This window comes from Methylobacterium indicum (assembly GCF_001043895.1).
Taxonomy (GTDB): domain Bacteria; phylum Pseudomonadota; class Alphaproteobacteria; order Rhizobiales; family Beijerinckiaceae; genus Methylobacterium; species Methylobacterium indicum.
On the sequence record NZ_JTHF01000062.1, the window covers coordinates 1 to 16241 of the forward strand.

17 protein-coding genes and 2 pseudogenes are annotated in these 16241 nt (G+C 71.5%); 11 read left to right on the forward strand and 8 right to left on the reverse strand.

What is annotated here, in order from left to right:
• A partial coding sequence (locus tag QR78_RS07665) for a PaaI family thioesterase (protein ID WP_048426909.1) occupies window positions 1–392 on the reverse strand: 392 nt, incomplete at its 3' end.
• A 105-nt stretch (window positions 393–497) separates the two neighbouring features.
• Here QR78_RS07665 and QR78_RS07670 point away from each other — a divergent pair.
• The 3 genes from QR78_RS07670 to QR78_RS07680 all read left to right on the forward strand — a co-directional run bounded on the left by QR78_RS07670 (window position 498) and on the right by QR78_RS07680 (window position 4428).
• Window positions 498–1478: an NAD(P)-dependent oxidoreductase gene (locus tag QR78_RS07670; protein ID WP_048426910.1), complete on the forward strand. Its 981-nt coding sequence runs from the start codon at window positions 498–500 to the stop codon at window positions 1476–1478.
• Between the two features lie 124 nt (window positions 1479–1602).
• A complete protein-coding gene (locus QR78_RS07675; RefSeq protein ID WP_048426911.1) occupies window positions 1603–3303 on the forward strand; it encodes an IlvD/Edd family dehydratase in 1701 nt (566 codons plus the stop codon).
• Between the two features lie 81 nt (window positions 3304–3384).
• Window positions 3385–4428: a zinc-dependent alcohol dehydrogenase family protein gene (locus tag QR78_RS07680; RefSeq protein ID WP_048426912.1), complete on the forward strand. Its 1044-nt coding sequence runs from the start codon at window positions 3385–3387 to the stop codon at window positions 4426–4428.
• Between the two features lie 266 nt (window positions 4429–4694).
• Here QR78_RS07680 and QR78_RS07685 read toward each other — a convergent pair whose 3' ends face one another.
• The gene (locus tag QR78_RS07685; RefSeq protein ID WP_048426913.1) at window positions 4695–6830 is read right to left on the reverse strand and encodes a TonB-dependent receptor; all 2136 of its coding nucleotides are present in this window, start codon (window positions 6828–6830) and stop codon (window positions 4695–4697) included.
• Between the two features lie 226 nt (window positions 6831–7056).
• Between QR78_RS07685 and QR78_RS34865 the strand changes: the two genes are divergently transcribed.
• The 4 genes from QR78_RS34865 (at window position 7057) to QR78_RS07705 (ending at window position 8625) form a co-directional block, all read left to right on the forward strand.
• On the forward strand, window positions 7057–7458 hold the full coding sequence (locus QR78_RS34865) for a SpoIIAA family protein (RefSeq protein WP_048426914.1): 402 nt from the start codon (window positions 7057–7059) through the stop codon (window positions 7456–7458).
• 87 nt (window positions 7459–7545) lie between these two features.
• Window positions 7546–7884, forward strand: coding sequence for a hypothetical protein (locus QR78_RS07695; protein ID WP_048426915.1), 339 nt, complete (start codon window positions 7546–7548; stop codon window positions 7882–7884).
• Between the two features lie 71 nt (window positions 7885–7955).
• Window positions 7956–8126, forward strand: a complete 171-nt coding sequence (locus QR78_RS34870; protein ID WP_158004023.1) for a hypothetical protein — start codon at window positions 7956–7958, stop codon at window positions 8124–8126.
• Window positions 8127–8256: 130 nt separating this feature from the next.
• The gene (locus QR78_RS07705) at window positions 8257–8625 is read left to right on the forward strand and encodes a cell wall-binding protein (protein ID WP_244276611.1); all 369 of its coding nucleotides are present in this window, start codon (window positions 8257–8259) and stop codon (window positions 8623–8625) included.
• A gap of 44 nt (window positions 8626–8669) precedes the next feature.
• On the opposite strand, the gene QR78_RS35925 is transcribed toward QR78_RS07705, so the two are convergent.
• Together QR78_RS35925 and QR78_RS35930 are read right to left on the reverse strand one after the other, a co-directional pair.
• A complete protein-coding gene (locus QR78_RS35925) occupies window positions 8670–8846 on the reverse strand; it encodes an immunity 51 family protein (RefSeq protein ID WP_244276610.1) in 177 nt (58 codons plus the stop codon).
• Window positions 8840–9007: a hypothetical protein gene (locus QR78_RS35930; protein ID WP_244276609.1), complete on the reverse strand. Its 168-nt coding sequence runs from the start codon at window positions 9005–9007 to the stop codon at window positions 8840–8842. The genes QR78_RS35925 and QR78_RS35930 overlap by 7 nt, the downstream gene beginning before the upstream one ends.
• A 273-nt stretch (window positions 9008–9280) precedes the next feature.
• On the opposite strand from QR78_RS35930, the pseudogene QR78_RS07710 reads away from it, so the two are divergent.
• Both QR78_RS07710 and QR78_RS35935 read left to right on the forward strand, forming a co-directional pair.
• A pseudogene (locus QR78_RS07710) lies at window positions 9281–9991 on the forward strand (RuBisCO large subunit C-terminal-like domain-containing protein); the annotation flags it as partial.
• A 54-nt stretch (window positions 9992–10045) separates the two neighbouring features.
• Window positions 10046–10452, forward strand: a pseudogene (locus QR78_RS35935) (nucleotide-binding domain containing protein); the annotation flags it as partial.
• Between the two features lie 33 nt (window positions 10453–10485).
• On the opposite strand, the gene QR78_RS07715 reads toward QR78_RS35935, so the two are convergent.
• The 4 genes from QR78_RS07715 to QR78_RS07730 all read right to left on the reverse strand — a co-directional run bounded on the left by QR78_RS07715 (window position 10486) and on the right by QR78_RS07730 (window position 14065).
• Window positions 10486–10992, reverse strand: a complete 507-nt coding sequence (locus QR78_RS07715) for a Ros/MucR family transcriptional regulator (protein ID WP_048426917.1) — start codon at window positions 10990–10992, stop codon at window positions 10486–10488.
• A gap of 131 nt (window positions 10993–11123) precedes the next feature.
• Window positions 11124–11348: a DUF2783 domain-containing protein gene (locus QR78_RS07720; RefSeq protein WP_048426918.1), complete on the reverse strand. Its 225-nt coding sequence runs from the start codon at window positions 11346–11348 to the stop codon at window positions 11124–11126.
• Window positions 11345–13012 (reverse strand): FAD-dependent oxidoreductase, encoded by a 1668-nt coding sequence (locus QR78_RS07725; protein ID WP_048426919.1) that lies wholly within the window; start codon window positions 13010–13012, stop codon window positions 11345–11347. The genes QR78_RS07720 and QR78_RS07725 overlap by 4 nt, the downstream gene beginning before the upstream one ends.
• A 99-nt stretch (window positions 13013–13111) precedes the next feature.
• The gene (locus QR78_RS07730; protein ID WP_048426920.1) at window positions 13112–14065 is read right to left on the reverse strand and encodes an MBL fold metallo-hydrolase; all 954 of its coding nucleotides are present in this window, start codon (window positions 14063–14065) and stop codon (window positions 13112–13114) included.
• 826 nt (window positions 14066–14891) lie between these two features.
• Here QR78_RS07730 and QR78_RS07735 point away from each other — a divergent pair.
• Both QR78_RS07735 and QR78_RS07740 read left to right on the forward strand, forming a co-directional pair.
• Window positions 14892–15095, forward strand: coding sequence for a hypothetical protein (locus QR78_RS07735; protein ID WP_048426921.1), 204 nt, complete (start codon window positions 14892–14894; stop codon window positions 15093–15095).
• A 272-nt stretch (window positions 15096–15367) separates the two neighbouring features.
• Window positions 15368–16183: a right-handed parallel beta-helix repeat-containing protein gene (locus tag QR78_RS07740; RefSeq protein WP_158004024.1), complete on the forward strand. Its 816-nt coding sequence runs from the start codon at window positions 15368–15370 to the stop codon at window positions 16181–16183.
• Window positions 16184–16241: the final 58 nt, after the last annotated feature.

The window sequence follows — 16241 nt, forward strand, 5'->3', positions numbered from 1 at the left end:
ACTCCCTGCGCCGCGGCGCAGACGCGGTCCTCGACCCGCAAGTGCCCCTGCATGAACAGGATCGAGCGGGTGGCCCGCACCACGCGGCACTCGGCCACCAGGAACTCGCCGACCTGGACGGGTTCGAGGAATTGCAGGTCGAGATTGATCGTCGCCTGCCGGCGCCCGCCCTGTGCGTCGGACGCGGTGCGGCCCAGTGCCATGTCGAGGAGCGTCGCCATCACGCCGCCATGGACCACGCCGTTGCGGTTGCGGTGCTTCTCCGCGATCAGCAGCCCGTAGAGCGGGCCGGCCGCGCTCTCCCGCTGCCAGACCGGGCCGATCAGGTCGATGAACTCGGACATGGCGATGACCTCCCAGCCCGAAGCGGCCGGATCGAACGGAGTTGTCATGCGGATGAACTCCTGGGTGGCTCGGGCCGATGCCGCGATCGCGGAACTGCGAACTTGGCACCGCGATCCTGCGTGGAGCGATCTTGGGACGAAAGGGGACCGACGATGAAGGTGCTTCTGACGCACACGCCGCTGAGCCGCGAGCAATATTACGGCCCGCGCGCGCTCGCCGCCCTCGGCGGCCTCGCCGAGGTGGTCCTGCACGAGGGCGACGCGCCGCTCGACGCCGCCGCCCTCATGGCGGCCGCGCAGGGCGTCGATCTCGTCGTCGCCGACCGGGCCACCGCCGGTCCGGCCGGAATCTTCGACCCCCTGCCGCAACTCCGGGCGTTCCTGCGCTGCGCGGTCGACATCCGCACCATCGACGTGGCGGCGGCGAGCCGGGCCGGCGTGCTGGTGACGCAGGCCGCCCCGGGCTTCGTCGATGCGGTGACCGAACTGGCGCTCGGCTTCATGATCGACCTGTCGCGCGGCATCTCGCGGGCGACGATGGCCTACCGGGCCGGTCATGTGCCGGAGGTGCGGATGGGGCGGCAATTGTCGGGCAGCCGCCTCGGGATCATCGGCTACGGCGCGATCGGCCGGAACCTCGCGGCTCTGGCCGCCGCTCTCGGCATGGAGGTGCTGGTCTCGGATCCTCATGTCACGGTCTCGGACCCGCGGGTCCGGCAGGTCGGGTTCGAGACGCTGATGGCGGAGGCCGATGTCGTCGTCTGCCTCGCGGCGGCGACGGCCGAGACCGAGAACCTGATCGACGCGGCGGCCCTCGGACGGATGCGGCGGGACGCGGTGTTCATCAACCTGTCCCGCGGCAACCTCGTCGACGAGGCGGCGCTCGCGGCAGCGCTCACCGAGGGCCGGATCGCCGGGGCGGCGATGGATGTCGGCCGCGCCCCCGACCAGATGCCCTCGCCCGACCTCGCCCGGCTGCCGACCGTCGTCGCGACCCCGCATGTCGGCGGGCTCACCCCGCCGGCGATCGAGGCGCAGGCCTTCGACACGGTGGCGCAGGTGCGGGCGATCCTGGCCGGCGAGGTGCCGCGGGGCGCCGTGAACGCGGAGAGCTGGTCGCGGCGCGGGCGGTGAGCGCCGCGATTCCGGATCGACACCTCTCGAAAGATCCGCCGCCTGCCGTCGCGGAGGCTTCGTTGACACGCCTCCCCCCGGCCGTAGAACCGACGGCAACGACCAAACCGGGAGGACGACCATCATGGCCAAGGGGCTGCGCAAGGGACTGACCAGCTACGGCGATGCGGGCTTCTCGCTCTTCCTGCGCAAGGCCTTCATCAAGGCGGCGGGCTATTCCGACGACGCTCTCGACCGGCCGATCGTCGGCATCACCAACACCGCCTCCGATTACAATCCCTGCCACGGCAACGCCGCGCAGCTGATCGAGGCGGCCAAGCGCGGGGTGATGCTGGCCGGTGCGATGCCGATGGTGTTCCCGACGATCTCGATCCACGAGAGCTTCGCCCACCCGACCTCGATGTACCTGCGCAACCTGATGGCGATGGACACCGAGGAGATGATCCGGGCCCAGCCGATGGACGCGGTGATCGTCATCGGCGGCTGCGACAAGACCCTGCCGGCGCAGGTGATGGCGGCGGCCTCGGTCGACCTGCCGACCGTGGTGATCCCGGTCGGGCCGATGGTGGTCGGCCACCACCGCGGCGAGGTCTTGGGCGCCTGCACCGATTGCCGCCGCCTCTGGGGCGCGCACCGGGCCGGCGAGATCGACGAGCAGGAGATCGAGATCGTCAACGGGCGCCTCGCGCCGTCGGTCGGCACCTGCATGGTGATGGGCACCGCCTCCACCATGGCCTGCATGATCGAGGCGATGGGGCTCGCGCTGCCGATGGCGGGCACGATTCCGGCCCCTCACGCCGAGCGGATCCGCCTCGCCGAGGCGAGCGGCGCCGTCGCCGCCGCGATGGCGAAGACCGGCGGCCCGCGCCCGAGCGAGATCATGACCAAGGCCGCGATCCGCAACGCGCAGGTCGTGATGCAGGCGATCGGCGGCTCGACCAACGGGGTGATCCACCTCACCGCCATGGCGAACCGCGCCGGGATCGACCTCGACCTCGCGAGCCTCGACGCGATCGGCCGCGCGGTGCCGGTGCTGGTCGATCTCAAGCCCTCGGGCGACCACTACATGGAGCATTTCCACCATGCCGGCGGCGTGCCGAAGCTCTTGCGCGAACTCGGCGACCTGATCGATCTCGACGCCCCGACCATCACCGGCGCCACCTTGCGCGACGTGGTGGCGGCGGCCGAGGACGTGCCGGGCCAGACCGTGATCCGCTCGCCTGCGCAGCCGATCAAGCCGGTCGGCGCCATGGCGGTGCTCACCGGCAACCTCGCGCCCCGCGGCGCGCTCATCAAGCACTCGGCGGCGACCCCGCGCCTGCTCCAGCACGAGGGCCGGGCCCTGGTGTTCGAGTCGATTCCCGACATGGCGGCGCGGATCGACGATCCCGACCTCGACGTGTCGGCCGACGACGTGCTGGTCCTGCGCAATGCCGGGCCGAAGGGCGCGCCGGGCATGCCGGAGGCCGGCTACCTGCCGATCCCAAAGAAGCTCGCCCGCCAGGGTGTGAAGGACATGGTGCGGATCTCGGATGCGCGGATGAGCGGCACCGCCTTCGGCACCATCGTGCTGCACGTCACGCCCGAATCGGCGGTGGGGGGGCCGCTGGCGCTGGTGCGCACCGGCGACCGGATCCGGCTCGACGTGGCCGGACGGCGCATCGACCTCCTGGTGGACGAGGCCGAACTCGCGGGCCGGGCGACCGCCCTCGACGCGCCGGCCCGGCCCGACTGGGCGGCGCGGGGCTATGCCCGCCTGTTCCACGATACCGTGACGCAGGCCGACGAGGGGTGCGACTTCGACTTCATGCGCCGGGAGGGCTGACGCGGGAGACCTCGACCGCCGCACTGGTCATGCGGCGGAGTTTGGGTCAAACGCTCCCCGACGGCAGGAGGACGGTCCGGCATGAAAGCGATGCTCTTCGAACTCTTCGACCAGGCGCCGGAGATCCGCGACGTGCCGGACCCCTCGCCCGCGGCCGACGGCGTCGTCATCGACGTCAAGGCGACCGGGCTGTGCCGCAGCGACTGGCACGGCTGGAAGGGCCACGACACCGACATCCGCCTGCCTCACGTGCCGGGGCACGAATTCGCCGGGGTGGTCGCGGCCGTCGGTCCGCGGGTGCAGCGCTTCCGGGTCGGCGACCGGGTCACGGTGCCGTTCATCGCCGCTTGCGGCCAGTGCGGGGAATGCCATGCCGGCCACCAGCAGGTCTGCGAGGCGCAGTTCCAGCCCGGCTTCACCCATTGGGGCTCGTTCGCCGAATACGTCGCGATCGACCGGGCCGACCACAACCTCGTGCGGCTGCCCGACGACATGACCTTCGCCACGGCGGCGAGCCTCGGCTGCCGCTTCGCGACCTCGTTCCGGGCGGTGGTCGACCAGGGGCGGGTGCGCGGCGGCGAGTGGGTCGCGGTCCACGGGGCCGGCGGCGTCGGCCTCTCGGCGATCATGATCGCGGCGGCGCTGGGCGCCAACGTCGTCGCGGTGGACATCGCCGAGAGCAAGCTGGCGCTCGCCCGCGCCATGGGCGCCTGCGCGACGATCAACAGCCGCGAGGTGGACGACGTCGCCGAGGCGGTGCGCGAGGTCACGCGGGGCGGTGCCCACGTCTCCATCGACGCGCTCGGCCACCCCGAGACCTGCTTCAACTCGATTTCCAACCTGCGCCGGCGCGGGCGCCACGTCCAGGTCGGCCTGATGCTCGCCGATCACGCCCGGGCGGAGATCCCGATGGCCCGGGTCATCGCCCACGAGCTCGAGATCTACGGCAGCCACGGCATGCAGGCCTGGCGCTACGACGCGATGCTGGCGATGATCCGGGCCGGCCGGGTGAGGCCGGAGCGGCTCCTCGGCGAGACCCTGTCGCTCGCCGCCGCCATCCCGGCCCTGATGGCGATGGATCGCACCGCGCCCGACGGCATCGCGATCATCGATCCGCGCGCCTGAGAGGCTGTTGGATTCGGCGCGCCTGTGATTCGGCACGACCGACGACACGTCTTCTCGTCCGCCCGGGACTCGACGTCCTCGAGAGCCCGGGATCCATCATCGCCGACACCGAAGAATGCAGCGAGCGGCCTGCCGCTTCGCCGTCGCGCGTCAGCGTTTAGGGATCCCGGGTTCCGCTGTCGCGGCCCCGGGATGACGCCTTCGGTTGGAGATCCTTAGTGCCTGGTCAAGCAGGCAGTCAGAACTTGAAGGTCAGAACTTGAAGATCAGAACTTGGCGGTCAAGAAGAGCCGCACGTTGCGGCCCGGCAGCAGGACCTCGTCCTTCTTGAACGAGGCGGCGTTGCGGATGTCGGCGTCGAGCAGGTTGCGGCCCTGGACGCCCAGCGTCACCTCGCTGGCGCCGTAGACCGCCGGGTCGACCGCCTTGGTGTAGCTCAGCTCGGCGCGCAGGTCGTCGTAGCCGGCGGTGTCGGTCTCGAAGGGGGCGACCTTGGTCTGCGCGAAGGCGTGGAGCAGGTTCACCCGGGCGAACCAGCCGTCGGCCCGCAGGTAGACGCCGCCGCCGAGCCGATAGGGCGGGATGCGCGGCACGTTGGTGCCGTCGTCGAACTTGGCCCGCACGAAATCGAACTGCCCCTCGACGCCGATGAAGCCGTTACCGACCGGCAGGGCGTCGTACTGGCCGATCAGCTCGGCACCGTAGAAGGTGGCGTTCTGCTGCGAGTAGACGATCTGGCGCAGCTCGTCGCCGGTGCCGCAGCTGGCGAAGTCGTCGTCGCACAGGTTGCCGGTCAGGCGCTTGTAGATGAAGCCGGTATAGCGGGTGTAGTAACCCGTCGCCTCGAATCGCAGCGGCCCGTCGCCGTGGCGGATGCTGGCCTCGACCGTGCGGGCCCGTTCCAGACGCAGCCGCGGATCGCCGATCTCGAAGGTCGCGGTGGCGTCGTGGGGACCTTGCGAAAACAGCTCGTAGCCGGTCGGCGCCCGCTCGACGTAGGAGCCGGTGAGGCTCGCCACGAAGCCGTAGGGCAGGTCCTGCAGCACCCCGGCGCTGGCGCTCTTCGGCGCGAAGCGGCGGGTCAGCCGATAGGTGAACGGGTCCTCGCCCTCGACCGGCAGGTAGTCGCCGGGAAACAGGGCCGCGGTGCTGCGCACCCGGTCGCCCTCGATCCGGCCGGCGGCCTGGAGCCGGGTGCCGGGCAGGACCTCGAGCTGCTCGAAGACGTAGACGGCGCCGGAGCGCGAATCGGTCTTCGGCAGGAAGGCTTCGAGCTGGGTGTTGATCGCGCGCCGGTCGGCCTGGACGCCGATGGCGCCGGTCAGCGTGCCGAGCGCGGTGAAGACCGGGACGTGCTGGGCCTCGATCCGGACCTCGCCCTCGCGATTCTTGAAGATCGCCTGCTGGCCCTCGATCCCGTCCGCGCCGATGCCGATCTCGTCGTGGCGATAGACCGAGTAGCCGGCCCAGTAGCGGATCGCCTCGAACGGGCCGCCGAGGGGCCGGATCTCGCCGCGCGAGATCACCCGGTCCTGGTTCGGGGTCAGGCGGGTGCGGGCCTGCTCGGCCTCGCCGCCGGGAATCGCGTAGATCGCGTCGTAATGGCTGAACGCGACGCCGACGAAGCCCCGGTCGCCGATCGCCGAGACGCCGACCGACCCTCCTTGCGACTCGTTGTAGGAGTTGCGCTGGATCCCGCCGGGGATCGCGTAGCTGTCCGACGCGGTCTTGAACCCGTCGGCATGGACGGCGAAGCCGTCCTTGCCCGCATCCACCGTCGCGGCGCCCAGCCGGCCGTTGTCGACGGTCGAGTAGCCGGTGGTGACCTGGCCGGCATAGCCGTTCGCCGGGATGAAGGTCGGCACCCGGTTGTTCTCGGCCGAGACCACGCCGCCGATGGCGCCCGAGCCGTAGCGCAGGGTGGCGGGGCCGCGGATCACCTCGAGCCGGTCGGCCACCAGCGGGTTGACCGGGACGGTGTGGTCCTCGCCGAGATCCGACACGCCGCCGTTGACGATGCCGTTCTCCTGGATGCGCACCCGGGCGTTGTCGAGGCCGCGGATGATCGGCCGGGACGCCGCGCCCGGCGCGTAGGTGGTGGAGGAGATGCCCGGTCGGTCGAACAGCGCGTCGCCCAGCGTGCGCGGCTGGTCGCGGGCGATCTGCTCCTGGGTCACCACCGTGACGGGCGAGAAGGTGTTGGTGACGACCGGCAGCACGCCGATGGGAACGCCCGAGCCGGTGGCCGGTGCCGTCGCCGGCCGCGTGACGATCGGGCTCGGCGACGACACGGTGATCTCGTCGAGCTTGATGTCCTCGGCCCGCGCCGCGGTGCCGGCGGCGAGAACGAGGGGGAGCGCGGTGCTCAGCGTCAGCAGGTCCGGGCGGCGGCGATACGACATCATGGTTCCGAGAAGATGTTATAATATTGCATCTGCACGCGACGGCCGAGCGCTGGCAAGCACCGCACCGGAGCCGGACCGACAAACACCCCGAACGTTACATCGTTACAACAGAGTGGCCGTCGCCGGCCGGATCCATCCTGCCGGCCCGCCGTTCACAGGGACGGCCCGCCAAGAGGTGGCCAGTCGAGAGGCGGCCGGTTGGGACACGGCCAGGGAGGATCTCATGACCACGGCACCGGACGGCTCGATCATCCAGCGCGACGCCCCGCGCCCCGATCTCCTCGCCTTCGAGATCAGGGACCGGATCACGAAGCCCGACATCGAGTGGATGTCGGGGCTCGTCGACGCGGCGATGACGGCGCACGGCACGATCGACATGCTGCTCGTCATGTCGCACTACGAGGGATCGGATCTCGGGGCGCGGTTCGATGGCTACGCCACCGGGGTGATGGCCCGCTCGGTCGCGCATATCCGCCACTACGTGGTGGTCGGCGCGCCGGCCTTCGCCCGGGCGATGATCACCCTGTCGGGCGCCGTGCTCCCGGTCGAGACCAAGACCTTCGACCTCGCCGACGAGGCCGCGGCCTGGGCCTACCTTGCCGAGGCGGGACCGGCCAAGTCCTGACCGGCCAAGTCCCGACCGGGCGAGTTCTGATCGGATAAGGGTCGATCCGCCGCGGCGTGGTCGGCCGATGGAGGAGCGGGGGGAGTCATGGATTGGGGAGCCGCGGCCTACCGGGCGCGCCGTCTCATCGCGGCGCGCAAGCGCATCGTCCCGGAGCCGCGTTCCCTGGCGCTCATCGACTTCCTGGCCGAGCGCGGCACCGTCACGGCGGCCGAGCTGCGGGAGCACGGCCCGTCGGACGCCGCCGCCATCCTCGGCCACGTCACGACCGCCATCCACGGCAGGGCGCACCTGCCGGTGGCGAACGCCTGGTACCGGCGCGACGAGGCGGGCACCGGCTACGTGGTCGATCCCGGCTTCGCCGTCGCCTGGAGGGGCGCACGGGCCTGCGAGGGGCCGACCCCCGCGGGCCACGATCCCGGATGAGCGCGGCGATCTGCCCTTCGCGGCAGCGCCGCCCGGGCCCTATCTGCCCTTCCCCGACGATGGAGGTGACGATGCCCGACCCGAAGCCCAAGCCCGCGGACGGCCCGGACGACCGGCCCGGACACGACCGGGACGCCGCCGAGCGCGAGAGCCTCGTGGACGGCCGCCTCGATCCCGACGCGCAATCGCCCGCCGACGAGGACTCGAAGCCCTTCGACCCCAAGGAGAACGATCCGGCCTGACGGGCCGGAGAGGGGAGCCGATACGCAACGCGGCTCCCGGTCACCATGCCGGCCGGTGGTGAACGAACCGTCAAGGCCGCGCCGCCGGGGGGCGTCGCGCCCGGCGCGAGATCCGGAGGTTCCTTCCGCGATGACGCTGCGCGACCAGTACGAGAACGCCGTGCGCGACCTCGCGGAGCGCGCGGCCGCGATGCGACGCAACGGCGTCCCGGCCGAGGCCATCGCGCGCGCCATGCATGCCGAGCGCCGGCGCCTGGCGGTGCATTTCAAGGCATTGACCCCGGAGCCCTACCGGACCGTCATCGCCGAGCGGACGACCCGGGTCTACGGCGACCCGCAAGGACCGACGATCGCCTTCCTGCGCGAGCGGGGCAGGTCCTGGGAGGCGATCATCGAGAGCGCGACGCGCCCGGGCCCGTCCGTCATCCCGGTGGCTGCGTCGGCGGACCAGGGGGCGGACCCGACGGCACGACCGGAGAGCGATCCCGACGGGGCATGAGTTCGACGCCCGTCCCGCAAGTTCTTCAATCGAGACCAAGTTCTTCAATCGAGAACCGCGCGGCTCAGCACGTCGGTCAGCAATCCGTCGTCGTGATAGACCGTACGCATCGCATCGGCCAGGACGATCAAGTCCGCCGGGTCGCCCCGCGCGACGAACATGTCCGCCGAGGAATCGAACGCGATCCGCCCCGACATGTCCGGATGCCGCGCCGTCAGCACGGTCGTCGCGACGGATTGCCAATCGTAGCTTTGCCGATCCAGCCGGTCCGTTGCCGGAAGATTCCGGCCTTCGCCGTCAGGCCGGGATCGACCAGCAGCAGGCTGCGGCCCAGGATGAAGGGCGCATCGGTCTCGCGGTCGGTGGATGGTCCTGCCGCCATGTGGTTCCTTGCGTGATTCCGGTCGTGAGCCGTTCCGTCGTCGGCCGCCGGCAGGCACGGGGGAGCCCTTCCGCAAACCGGTCCTCGCGGGACCGGAACCGCGGCCCGGGGCGTCCTTCCGGCCATTCGATTCTGCCGCATGCCGCCTCGCCGAACCGGCGTCCCCATCACGAGGAAATGCCGTAGGCTGCGCCCGGATCCTCTATCCTCTCGGAGTGCGCGCATGCCCGATCAATCGGCCGTCCCGGTTCCCGCCGTCGAAGCCGCATGACGATGGCCGCGCCCCCGATCCGCATCGAGGCGGATTACCTCCTCGAGACCGCGAGCGATCCCCGCCGGGTGGCGGAGACGATGGCGGGCGAGCAGTCGAGCGGCACCTTCGTGCCGGTACCGGGCGAGACGCCGGAGCTCAAGGAGCGCTCGGCCGCCCGGGTCGAGCGCCTGGAGGTGTTCGACGCGCCGGTCGACGCCCCCTCGCTGCCGACCACCGCGGCGATCGATCCCGCGCGCCTGCGCCGGGCCCGCGTCACCCTGTCCTGGCCGATCGAGAATCTCGGGCCCTCCCTGCCGAACCTCCTGGCCACCGTGGCCGGCAACCTGTTCGAGCTGCGCCCGCTCACGGGCCTGCGCCTCCTCGACATCCGGCTGCCCCAGGCCTTCGCCGACGCCTATCCGGGCCCGCGCTTCGGGATCGACGGCACGCGCCGCCTCGCCGGGGTCGAGGGGCGCCCGATCATCGGTACCATCATCAAGCCGAGCGTCGGCTTCGGGCCTCAGGAGACCGCCGCCCTGGTGCGGACGCTGTGCGAGGGCGGCATCGACTTCATCAAGGACGACGAGTTGCAGGCCGACGGGCCGCATTGTCCGTTCGAGGATCGTGCCCGCGCCGTGATGCGGGTCGTCGACGACCATGCCGACCGGACCGGCAAGAAGGTCATGGTCGCCTTCAACCTCACCGGCGAGATCGACCAGATGCGCCGGCGCGATGCCCGGCGGCTCGTCGACGACGAGGCCTGGGAGCGGGAGATCGGCCGCGCCGTCGCGGAGGCCCGCGCCACCCTCGGCGCCGGTCGCGATCCCCTGGTCTACAGCCTCGCCGGCCCCGACGACCCGGCGGTCGCCGCCCAGCGCGAGGCGGTGCGGATGGCCGGGCTCGACCCGGTCGCGGCGAGCGAGCGGCTCGGGGCGGGACTCGGGCGGATCCTGCGGGCGATCGTGGGAAATGCCGGCCTGACCCGGGCGGCGATACCTCGGGCCATGCCGCGCTGCAGCTCGGGATCGACGCGCTGACCGCGCTCGGCCCGCTCGATCCGGGCGCGCCGCTCTGCCGCGCCCACGGCGCCGGCACGTCCCTCGACGGGCTCGACCTCGCCCTCAAGGGGGGCCAGGTCGGCCGCCCCGATTGCTTCACCGCCTTGCGCCAGGGCCGCCGCCCGCCCGCGTGAGCGGAAGGTCGCCGTTCGGCGCGCCCTGCGGCCTCAGCCTTCGGTCTTCTTCGGCCGGCCGCGGCGGGCGGGAGCGGGGGCCGGAGCGGGCTCCGGGGGGGCTTCGACCTCCGCCCGCTGCGCTGCCGCGCGTTCGCGCCGGATCTGGCCGAGGCCGAGGCTCTTGGCGAGCTCGGAGCGCTGCGCGGCGTAGTTCGCCGCCACCATCGGGTAATCGAACGGCAGCCCGAACTTCTGGCGGTACTCGTCCGGCGTGTAGCCGCGGGTGGTGAGGTGCCGCTTCAGGCTCTTGTAGGGCTTGCCGTCGAGGAAGCTCGTGATGTGGTCCGGCGTCACGGACTTGCGGATCTGCCCCGAGGTGACCTTGTGGTCCTCTTCCGGCACGGCGGCCGGTGCACCGAGACCGGTCAGCGACGCGTGCACGGCGGCGATCAGGTCGGGCAGGTCGGCTGCCCGCACGTTGTTGTTCGATACGTAGGCGCCGACGATGTCGCTCGTCAGTGCGACGAACGGCGAGGAGGCGGGGTTCGCGTTGTCCATGTTTTATTCCATTTGACGAGCCTCCCCTGTGATGGACATCAGTCGTTGCAAGGTCAATCGCGATAAACGAAATGGCTGCGCATAAACCGACCGGTTTCGTGGCCGGTGGGTTGGCGCGCGACGACGCAGGGTCAGCGGGCCTCGGCATCCGGGCGCAGCGAGCGCCGCGCCAGGGCGATCGCGGCGGCCAGCACCGCCGGATCGCCGACCTCGTGGGCGAGGATCAGCACCAACCGGGCGTTGAGCGCCGCGCTCTCCTCGTCGCCGAGGCCCCGATGCGCGTGGATCAGGCTCTCGTAGACGCCGTCGGCGCCCCCGAAGAAGCCGTCGTCCTGTCTGAGCCCGTCCTTCGTCATGCGGCCTCCTCCACGACAGCGACCGGCCGGCCGCCGGCCCGGGCGAGCGCATCGGCGAGGCGCGCAGCGTCGAACGAGGGAAAGCGCGCCGCGATGTGGGCGTCGGGCCGGATCAGGAAGACGGTGCCGGGCCCCGCGCCGTAGCGGCGGGCCGCCAGCCCCTGGGCATCGTGCAACATGTCGGCCGTGCGCGTCGGCGCGCCGGGCATCGCGGTACTCATCACCACCACCACGCGCAGCCCGGGCGCGAACTCGGCCAGCCGATCGAGGCCGGCCGCTCCGTCGGCGAAGACCAGCAGGGTGAACGGCCCGCCGAGCCGGTCGAGCAGCCAGCCCTCCCCGCCGGCGGCGTCGACGACCGGCGCGTCGGCGCACGGGTCCCCGGTGCCCAGGCCCGCCGCGGGCGGGCAGGGGTCCGGGGTCTGGAGCGACAGGCCGGCGAGGCGGCAGGGCCGCGACAGGCGCCCGGCATTGAGGAGCCGGCGGGCGAAAGGCGCCTCGGCGGCGAGATCCAGCACCCCATCGCGAAAATGCCGCTCGGCGCGCGTCTTGGGCGTCATGAAGGTGGTGGTGCGGCTCGAATTCAGGATGTTCTCGTCGGCGGCGCGCCCGCGCTCCTCGTCGTAGGTCGCGATCAGGCTCTCGGGGGCGGCGCCCTGCAGGACCAGCGCCAGTTTCCAGCACAGGTTGTCGGCGTCCTGGATGCCGCCGTTGCCGCCGCGCGCCCCGAACGGGCTGACCACGTGGGCGCTGTCGCCGGCAAACACCACCCGCCCGTGCACGAAGCGTTCGAGCCGGGCGCAGCGGAAGGCGTAGACCGAGCACCATTCGAGGCTCAACGGGACGTCCTCGCCCACGATCGCACGGATCCGCGGCATCACCCGCTCGGGCTGCCGCTCCAGCTCGGGGTCGGCGTCGGGGCCGAGCTGGAAGTCGATGCGGAAGACGTCGTCGGGCTGGCGGTGCATGAGGGCGCTCTGCCCGGCATGGAAGGTCGGCGCGAACCAGAACAGGCGCTCGGTCGGAAAATCCGCGCTCATCCTGACGTCGGCGATGAGGAAGCGCTCCTCGAAGCGCTGGCCGGGAAAGGGCAGCCCCATCCGGGTCCGGGTCGGCGAGCGCGCGCCGTCGGCGGCGATCACCCACTCGGCCTCGACGACCTGCTCCCCATCCGGCGTCGCCACGGTGAGACGCGCGCCCTGCCCGTCCTGCGCCAGGTCCGTCACCGCGTGGTTCCAGCGCAGGTCGATCAGGTCCGGGAAGTCCCGGGCCCGCGCGATCAGGTACTCCTCGACGTAATATTGCTGAAGGTTGACGAAGGCCGGGCGGCGGTGGCCGCTCTCGGGCAGGAGGTCGAAGCGGTAGAGCTCGCGTTCGCCCCGGAAGACCCGGCCGATGCTCCAGGTCACGCCCTTGTCGACCATCGGCTGGCCGATCCCGAGCCGGTCCCAGATCTCGAGGGTTCGCTTGGCCCAGCAGATCGCCCGGCTGCCGGTCGCGACCGTGTCGTCCTCGTCGAGCACCACCACCGGCACGCCGCGCGTCGCGAGGTCGATGGCGCAGGTGATGCCGACCGGGCCGGCACCGATCACCACGACCGGCCGGCGGCCGGCCGCCAAGGCCGGGATGGGATCGGGAGGGACGGGACGGGGAGGGGGCGTCATCGGCGTCGTCCTCGGCAGGTGTCCTTGAGGGCGTTTCCTCGAGCGGGAGGGTGCGCCCGGCCCGGGCGTCGTGTTTCGTGCCCCCCGCGCCGGGCGCGGTCAGCCTTCCAGCGCCCGCCACATCTCCATGTCGCGCTCGGCGGTCCAGATCCGCGGCGTATCGAGGCCCTGCGCCTCGTCGTAGGCGCGGCTGACGCAGAACGGCATGCAATGCTCGAAGATGACCCAGTGGCCGTAGCGCGGCCGCATCTCGCCCATCGCCCGGGCATAGACCGTCTTGAGGTCGTGCCCGGCGGCGATGCCGTCCCTGGCGATGCCGAAGAGATCGCGCAGGAAGGCGCGGGTGCCCTCGATGCCCTCGCGGATCCGCTCGGGCGTCGTCAGCGCCTCGCCGCGGCCGGGCACCACCGCCTTGGGGTTCAGGGCCTCCAGCCGGTCGAGGGTGGCGGGCCAATCCTGGAAATGGGCGTCGCCGCAATATGGGGTGGCGCCGTACTCGACGAGGTCGCCGGAGAACAGCACCTCCTCCTTCGGCAGCCACGCGATGGTGTCGCCGGCGGTGTGGCCGCGGCCGGCATGGACGATCCGTACCTCGCGCGCGCCGAGCCACAGGGTCATCTCGCCCCGGAAGGTCACGGTCGGCCAGGTCAGGCCCGGAATCTCCTCGCGTCCCCGGAAGAGCCGCGGAAAGCGCTGGATCTCCGATTCCATGTCCTGCCGGCCGCGCTCGACGATCATCGAGCGGGCGACGTCGCTGGCGATCACGTTGACCCGGTCGGGGTAGCCGGCGACGCCGAGCACCCGCACGGCGTGGTAATGGGTCAGCAGGATGTGGCGGATCGGCTTGTCGGTGACCTCGCGCACCTTCGCCACCAGATCCCCGGCCATGCGGGGCGTGGCGCGCGCGTCGATGACGAGCACGGAATCGTCGCCGACGACCACGCCGGAATTCGGGTCTCCCTCGGCGGTGAGGGCGTAGACGCCCGGTGCCAGCTCCGAGAAGGTCTCCCGCTTCTCGACGAGATCGGCCTGGCTGGCGAAACCCTTGCTCATCTGGTCGTCCTCCCCGCGCGGTCCGGGGCGGGGCGATTCGGCCGGGTTCTTCGTCGAACGCCCCCGGGCCGAGCCACGCCGCGCCGGCCGTGCTCGTCATGCTTGACGTCAGGCTATTCAGTTGCGTGTGCAACCGTCAAGGGCGACCGTCCGAGGGCGGCCATCCAAGGGCGGCCGTCCAAGGGCGTTCATCATGGCGGAAACGACGATTGTCCCGCGCATGGTGCGAGTCTCCGAGCGCGATCGTCCGATCGGACCGTCGACGACCGGTGCGAGCCCGCATCCGCGCAGGGCGACACCAACCGATGCGAAGGATCGATCGGTTCGCGGAATGGCACGGGACGATGCACCGTCGCCTCTCCGCATGGGCACGAAATGCCGTCGTGTGGAGACAGGGAGCGGTCAGGGGAGGCCGTCCTGCCCGGCATCAGGGACGAGGGGGTTCGAACGTTGGCCGGGGCCGTGATGCGTAAATGCGGTGCTCCCGGCCCGCGGCGGCGATCAAGCTCGCGGTGCAACGGGACGTCGGGCGCGCGGACGAGTCCGTTCCCCCCCGCGCGATCGGGGGCCGCGCTTCGTGCGGCCGGGATGACAAAGGCCGATCGACCCCGGGTCCGTCTTCGAGCGAGCCCGAGCGTGACGCGCTCCGGACCCGTCGAGCGTCTTCGTCGATTCCGCCCCCAACGTCGCCATTCTGGCCGACGAGCCTGCCGGCAGTGACGATCAACCGTCGTTGAGGGCGGACGCGCAGGTATCGGTTCACGTCATGGCCGCTTCGTGCCCGGCACGGGTGGCGGTGCGCCGTATCCGCCCCTATATGAGGCTCATGACTGATACCACGTCCACTCCCTACACCATCGAAATCTCCCCCATCTCCAAGCCGGCCGGCCAGTTCCAATGGGCCATCCGCCGCAACGGCAAACTGGTCGAGCGGTCGGACCGTCCGCACCCGACCGAGGCCAAGGCCGAGGCCAGCGCCCTGGCGGCGGTCGAGCGCAGCATGCATTCCTCCGCCAGCGGGCGGTGGTGAGCCTCACGGCATCCTGAATCCGGCGGCGGGGCGAGTGCGCCCCGCCTGCCCGGACGAGAGGCGGCGAAGATCAGGTAGTGCGCCGTACGAGCGTCCGAGGCCGAGCGTAGAAGGCGATGCCGCCGCTCCTCATCGATCCGCCAGCCCTGATCCGGCCCGCTGCCGCCGCGCCCTGCAGCCCCAGCCTCCGGGCCCGCTTGCTGTCGCCGCCGGCCCCCGGTGACGACGAAGTCTCCCTCACTTGCAGCCTGCAGCTCTCCCCGGACGATCGGGTGCTCAAGCGCATCGTCATCGAGGGCGCGGCGGCCTCCGGCTTGACCCTCGATTGTGCGGGCGCGAGCCTCGGCCGACCGAACGAGCCGGCATATCTCGGATCGTACACGATCGCGATCCGCTCCCGGCCCCCGGCCCGTCCGGGCGAGCCTTGGGACCGCCCCTCCGGCATCCGCATCCGCGACTGCACGATCTACGGTCATGTCCGCATCTGGGGCATGGGCGAGAACGGGCAGGGGCCGCTCCTGCGCGAGTCCTCGCACAGTCTCGGGCACACCGAGCGGGCGCAGGCCGCCGCTCCGACGGACGTGACGATCACCGGAACATCGATCACCGCGGCCGGTCCGATCCCGCTCTATCTCGGCCCCGGGGTCACCCGGGTCACCTTGCGCGGCTCCCGGCTTGCCGGACGTTCGGTCTCGACCGCCCTCTATCTCGATGCCGAGAGCGCCGAGAACCGCATCGAGGACAATGATATCGAGACCGAGACGGGCCGCGAGGCGATCGCCGTCGACGGGTCGGCCCGCAACCGGATCACCGGCAACCGCTTCACCCTGCGCGGCGAGGGCGGCGTGCGACTCTACCGCAACTGCGGCGAGGGCGGCACGGTGCGCCATCAGACGCCCTCGGACAACGTGATCACCGAAAACCTGTTTCGTACCGGCGGCTGGTTCGCGGCGACGCCCATCGTGGTGAACTCCCGCAACGGCTGGCGCCTGACCTGCGGCGAGGATGCGGGCTATCCGTTCGGGAGCAGCATCGACAATCGCGACAACGGCACCGGCAACGTCGTGGCGCCGAACACGGTCGAGTGAGGCGAGGGGAGGGGGCCGCACTCGCGGATGCCACCCGAGTTGACAGGTGAGCCGGCTC

Excerpts from the sequence above, each read along its gene's own strand:
- QR78_RS07670 (WP_048426910.1), top strand. The coding sequence starts at position 498 with ATGAAGGTGCTTCTGACGCACACGCCGCTGAGCCGCGAGCAATATTAC.
- QR78_RS07675 (WP_048426911.1), top strand. The coding sequence starts at position 1,603 with ATGGCCAAGGGGCTGCGCAAGGGACTGACCAGCTACGGCGATGCGGGC.
- QR78_RS07680 (WP_048426912.1), top strand. The coding sequence starts at position 3,385 with ATGAAAGCGATGCTCTTCGAACTCTTCGACCAGGCGCCGGAGATCCGC.
- QR78_RS07685 (WP_048426913.1), bottom strand. The coding sequence starts at position 6,830 with ATGTCGTATCGCCGCCGCCCGGACCTGCTGACGCTGAGCACCGCGCTC.
- QR78_RS34865 (WP_048426914.1), top strand. The coding sequence starts at position 7,057 with ATGACCACGGCACCGGACGGCTCGATCATCCAGCGCGACGCCCCGCGC.
- QR78_RS07695 (WP_048426915.1), top strand. The coding sequence starts at position 7,546 with ATGGATTGGGGAGCCGCGGCCTACCGGGCGCGCCGTCTCATCGCGGCG.
- QR78_RS34870 (WP_158004023.1), top strand. The coding sequence starts at position 7,956 with ATGCCCGACCCGAAGCCCAAGCCCGCGGACGGCCCGGACGACCGGCCC.
- QR78_RS07705 (WP_244276611.1), top strand. The coding sequence starts at position 8,257 with ATGACGCTGCGCGACCAGTACGAGAACGCCGTGCGCGACCTCGCGGAG.
- QR78_RS35930 (WP_244276609.1), bottom strand. The coding sequence starts at position 9,007 with ATGGCGGCAGGACCATCCACCGACCGCGAGACCGATGCGCCCTTCATC.
- QR78_RS07715 (WP_048426917.1), bottom strand. The coding sequence starts at position 10,992 with ATGGACAACGCGAACCCCGCCTCCTCGCCGTTCGTCGCACTGACGAGC.
- QR78_RS07720 (WP_048426918.1), bottom strand. The coding sequence starts at position 11,348 with ATGACGAAGGACGGGCTCAGACAGGACGACGGCTTCTTCGGGGGCGCC.
- QR78_RS07725 (WP_048426919.1), bottom strand. The coding sequence starts at position 13,012 with ATGACGCCCCCTCCCCGTCCCGTCCCTCCCGATCCCATCCCGGCCTTG.
- QR78_RS07730 (WP_048426920.1), bottom strand. The coding sequence starts at position 14,065 with ATGAGCAAGGGTTTCGCCAGCCAGGCCGATCTCGTCGAGAAGCGGGAG.
- QR78_RS07735 (WP_048426921.1), top strand. The coding sequence starts at position 14,892 with ATGACTGATACCACGTCCACTCCCTACACCATCGAAATCTCCCCCATC.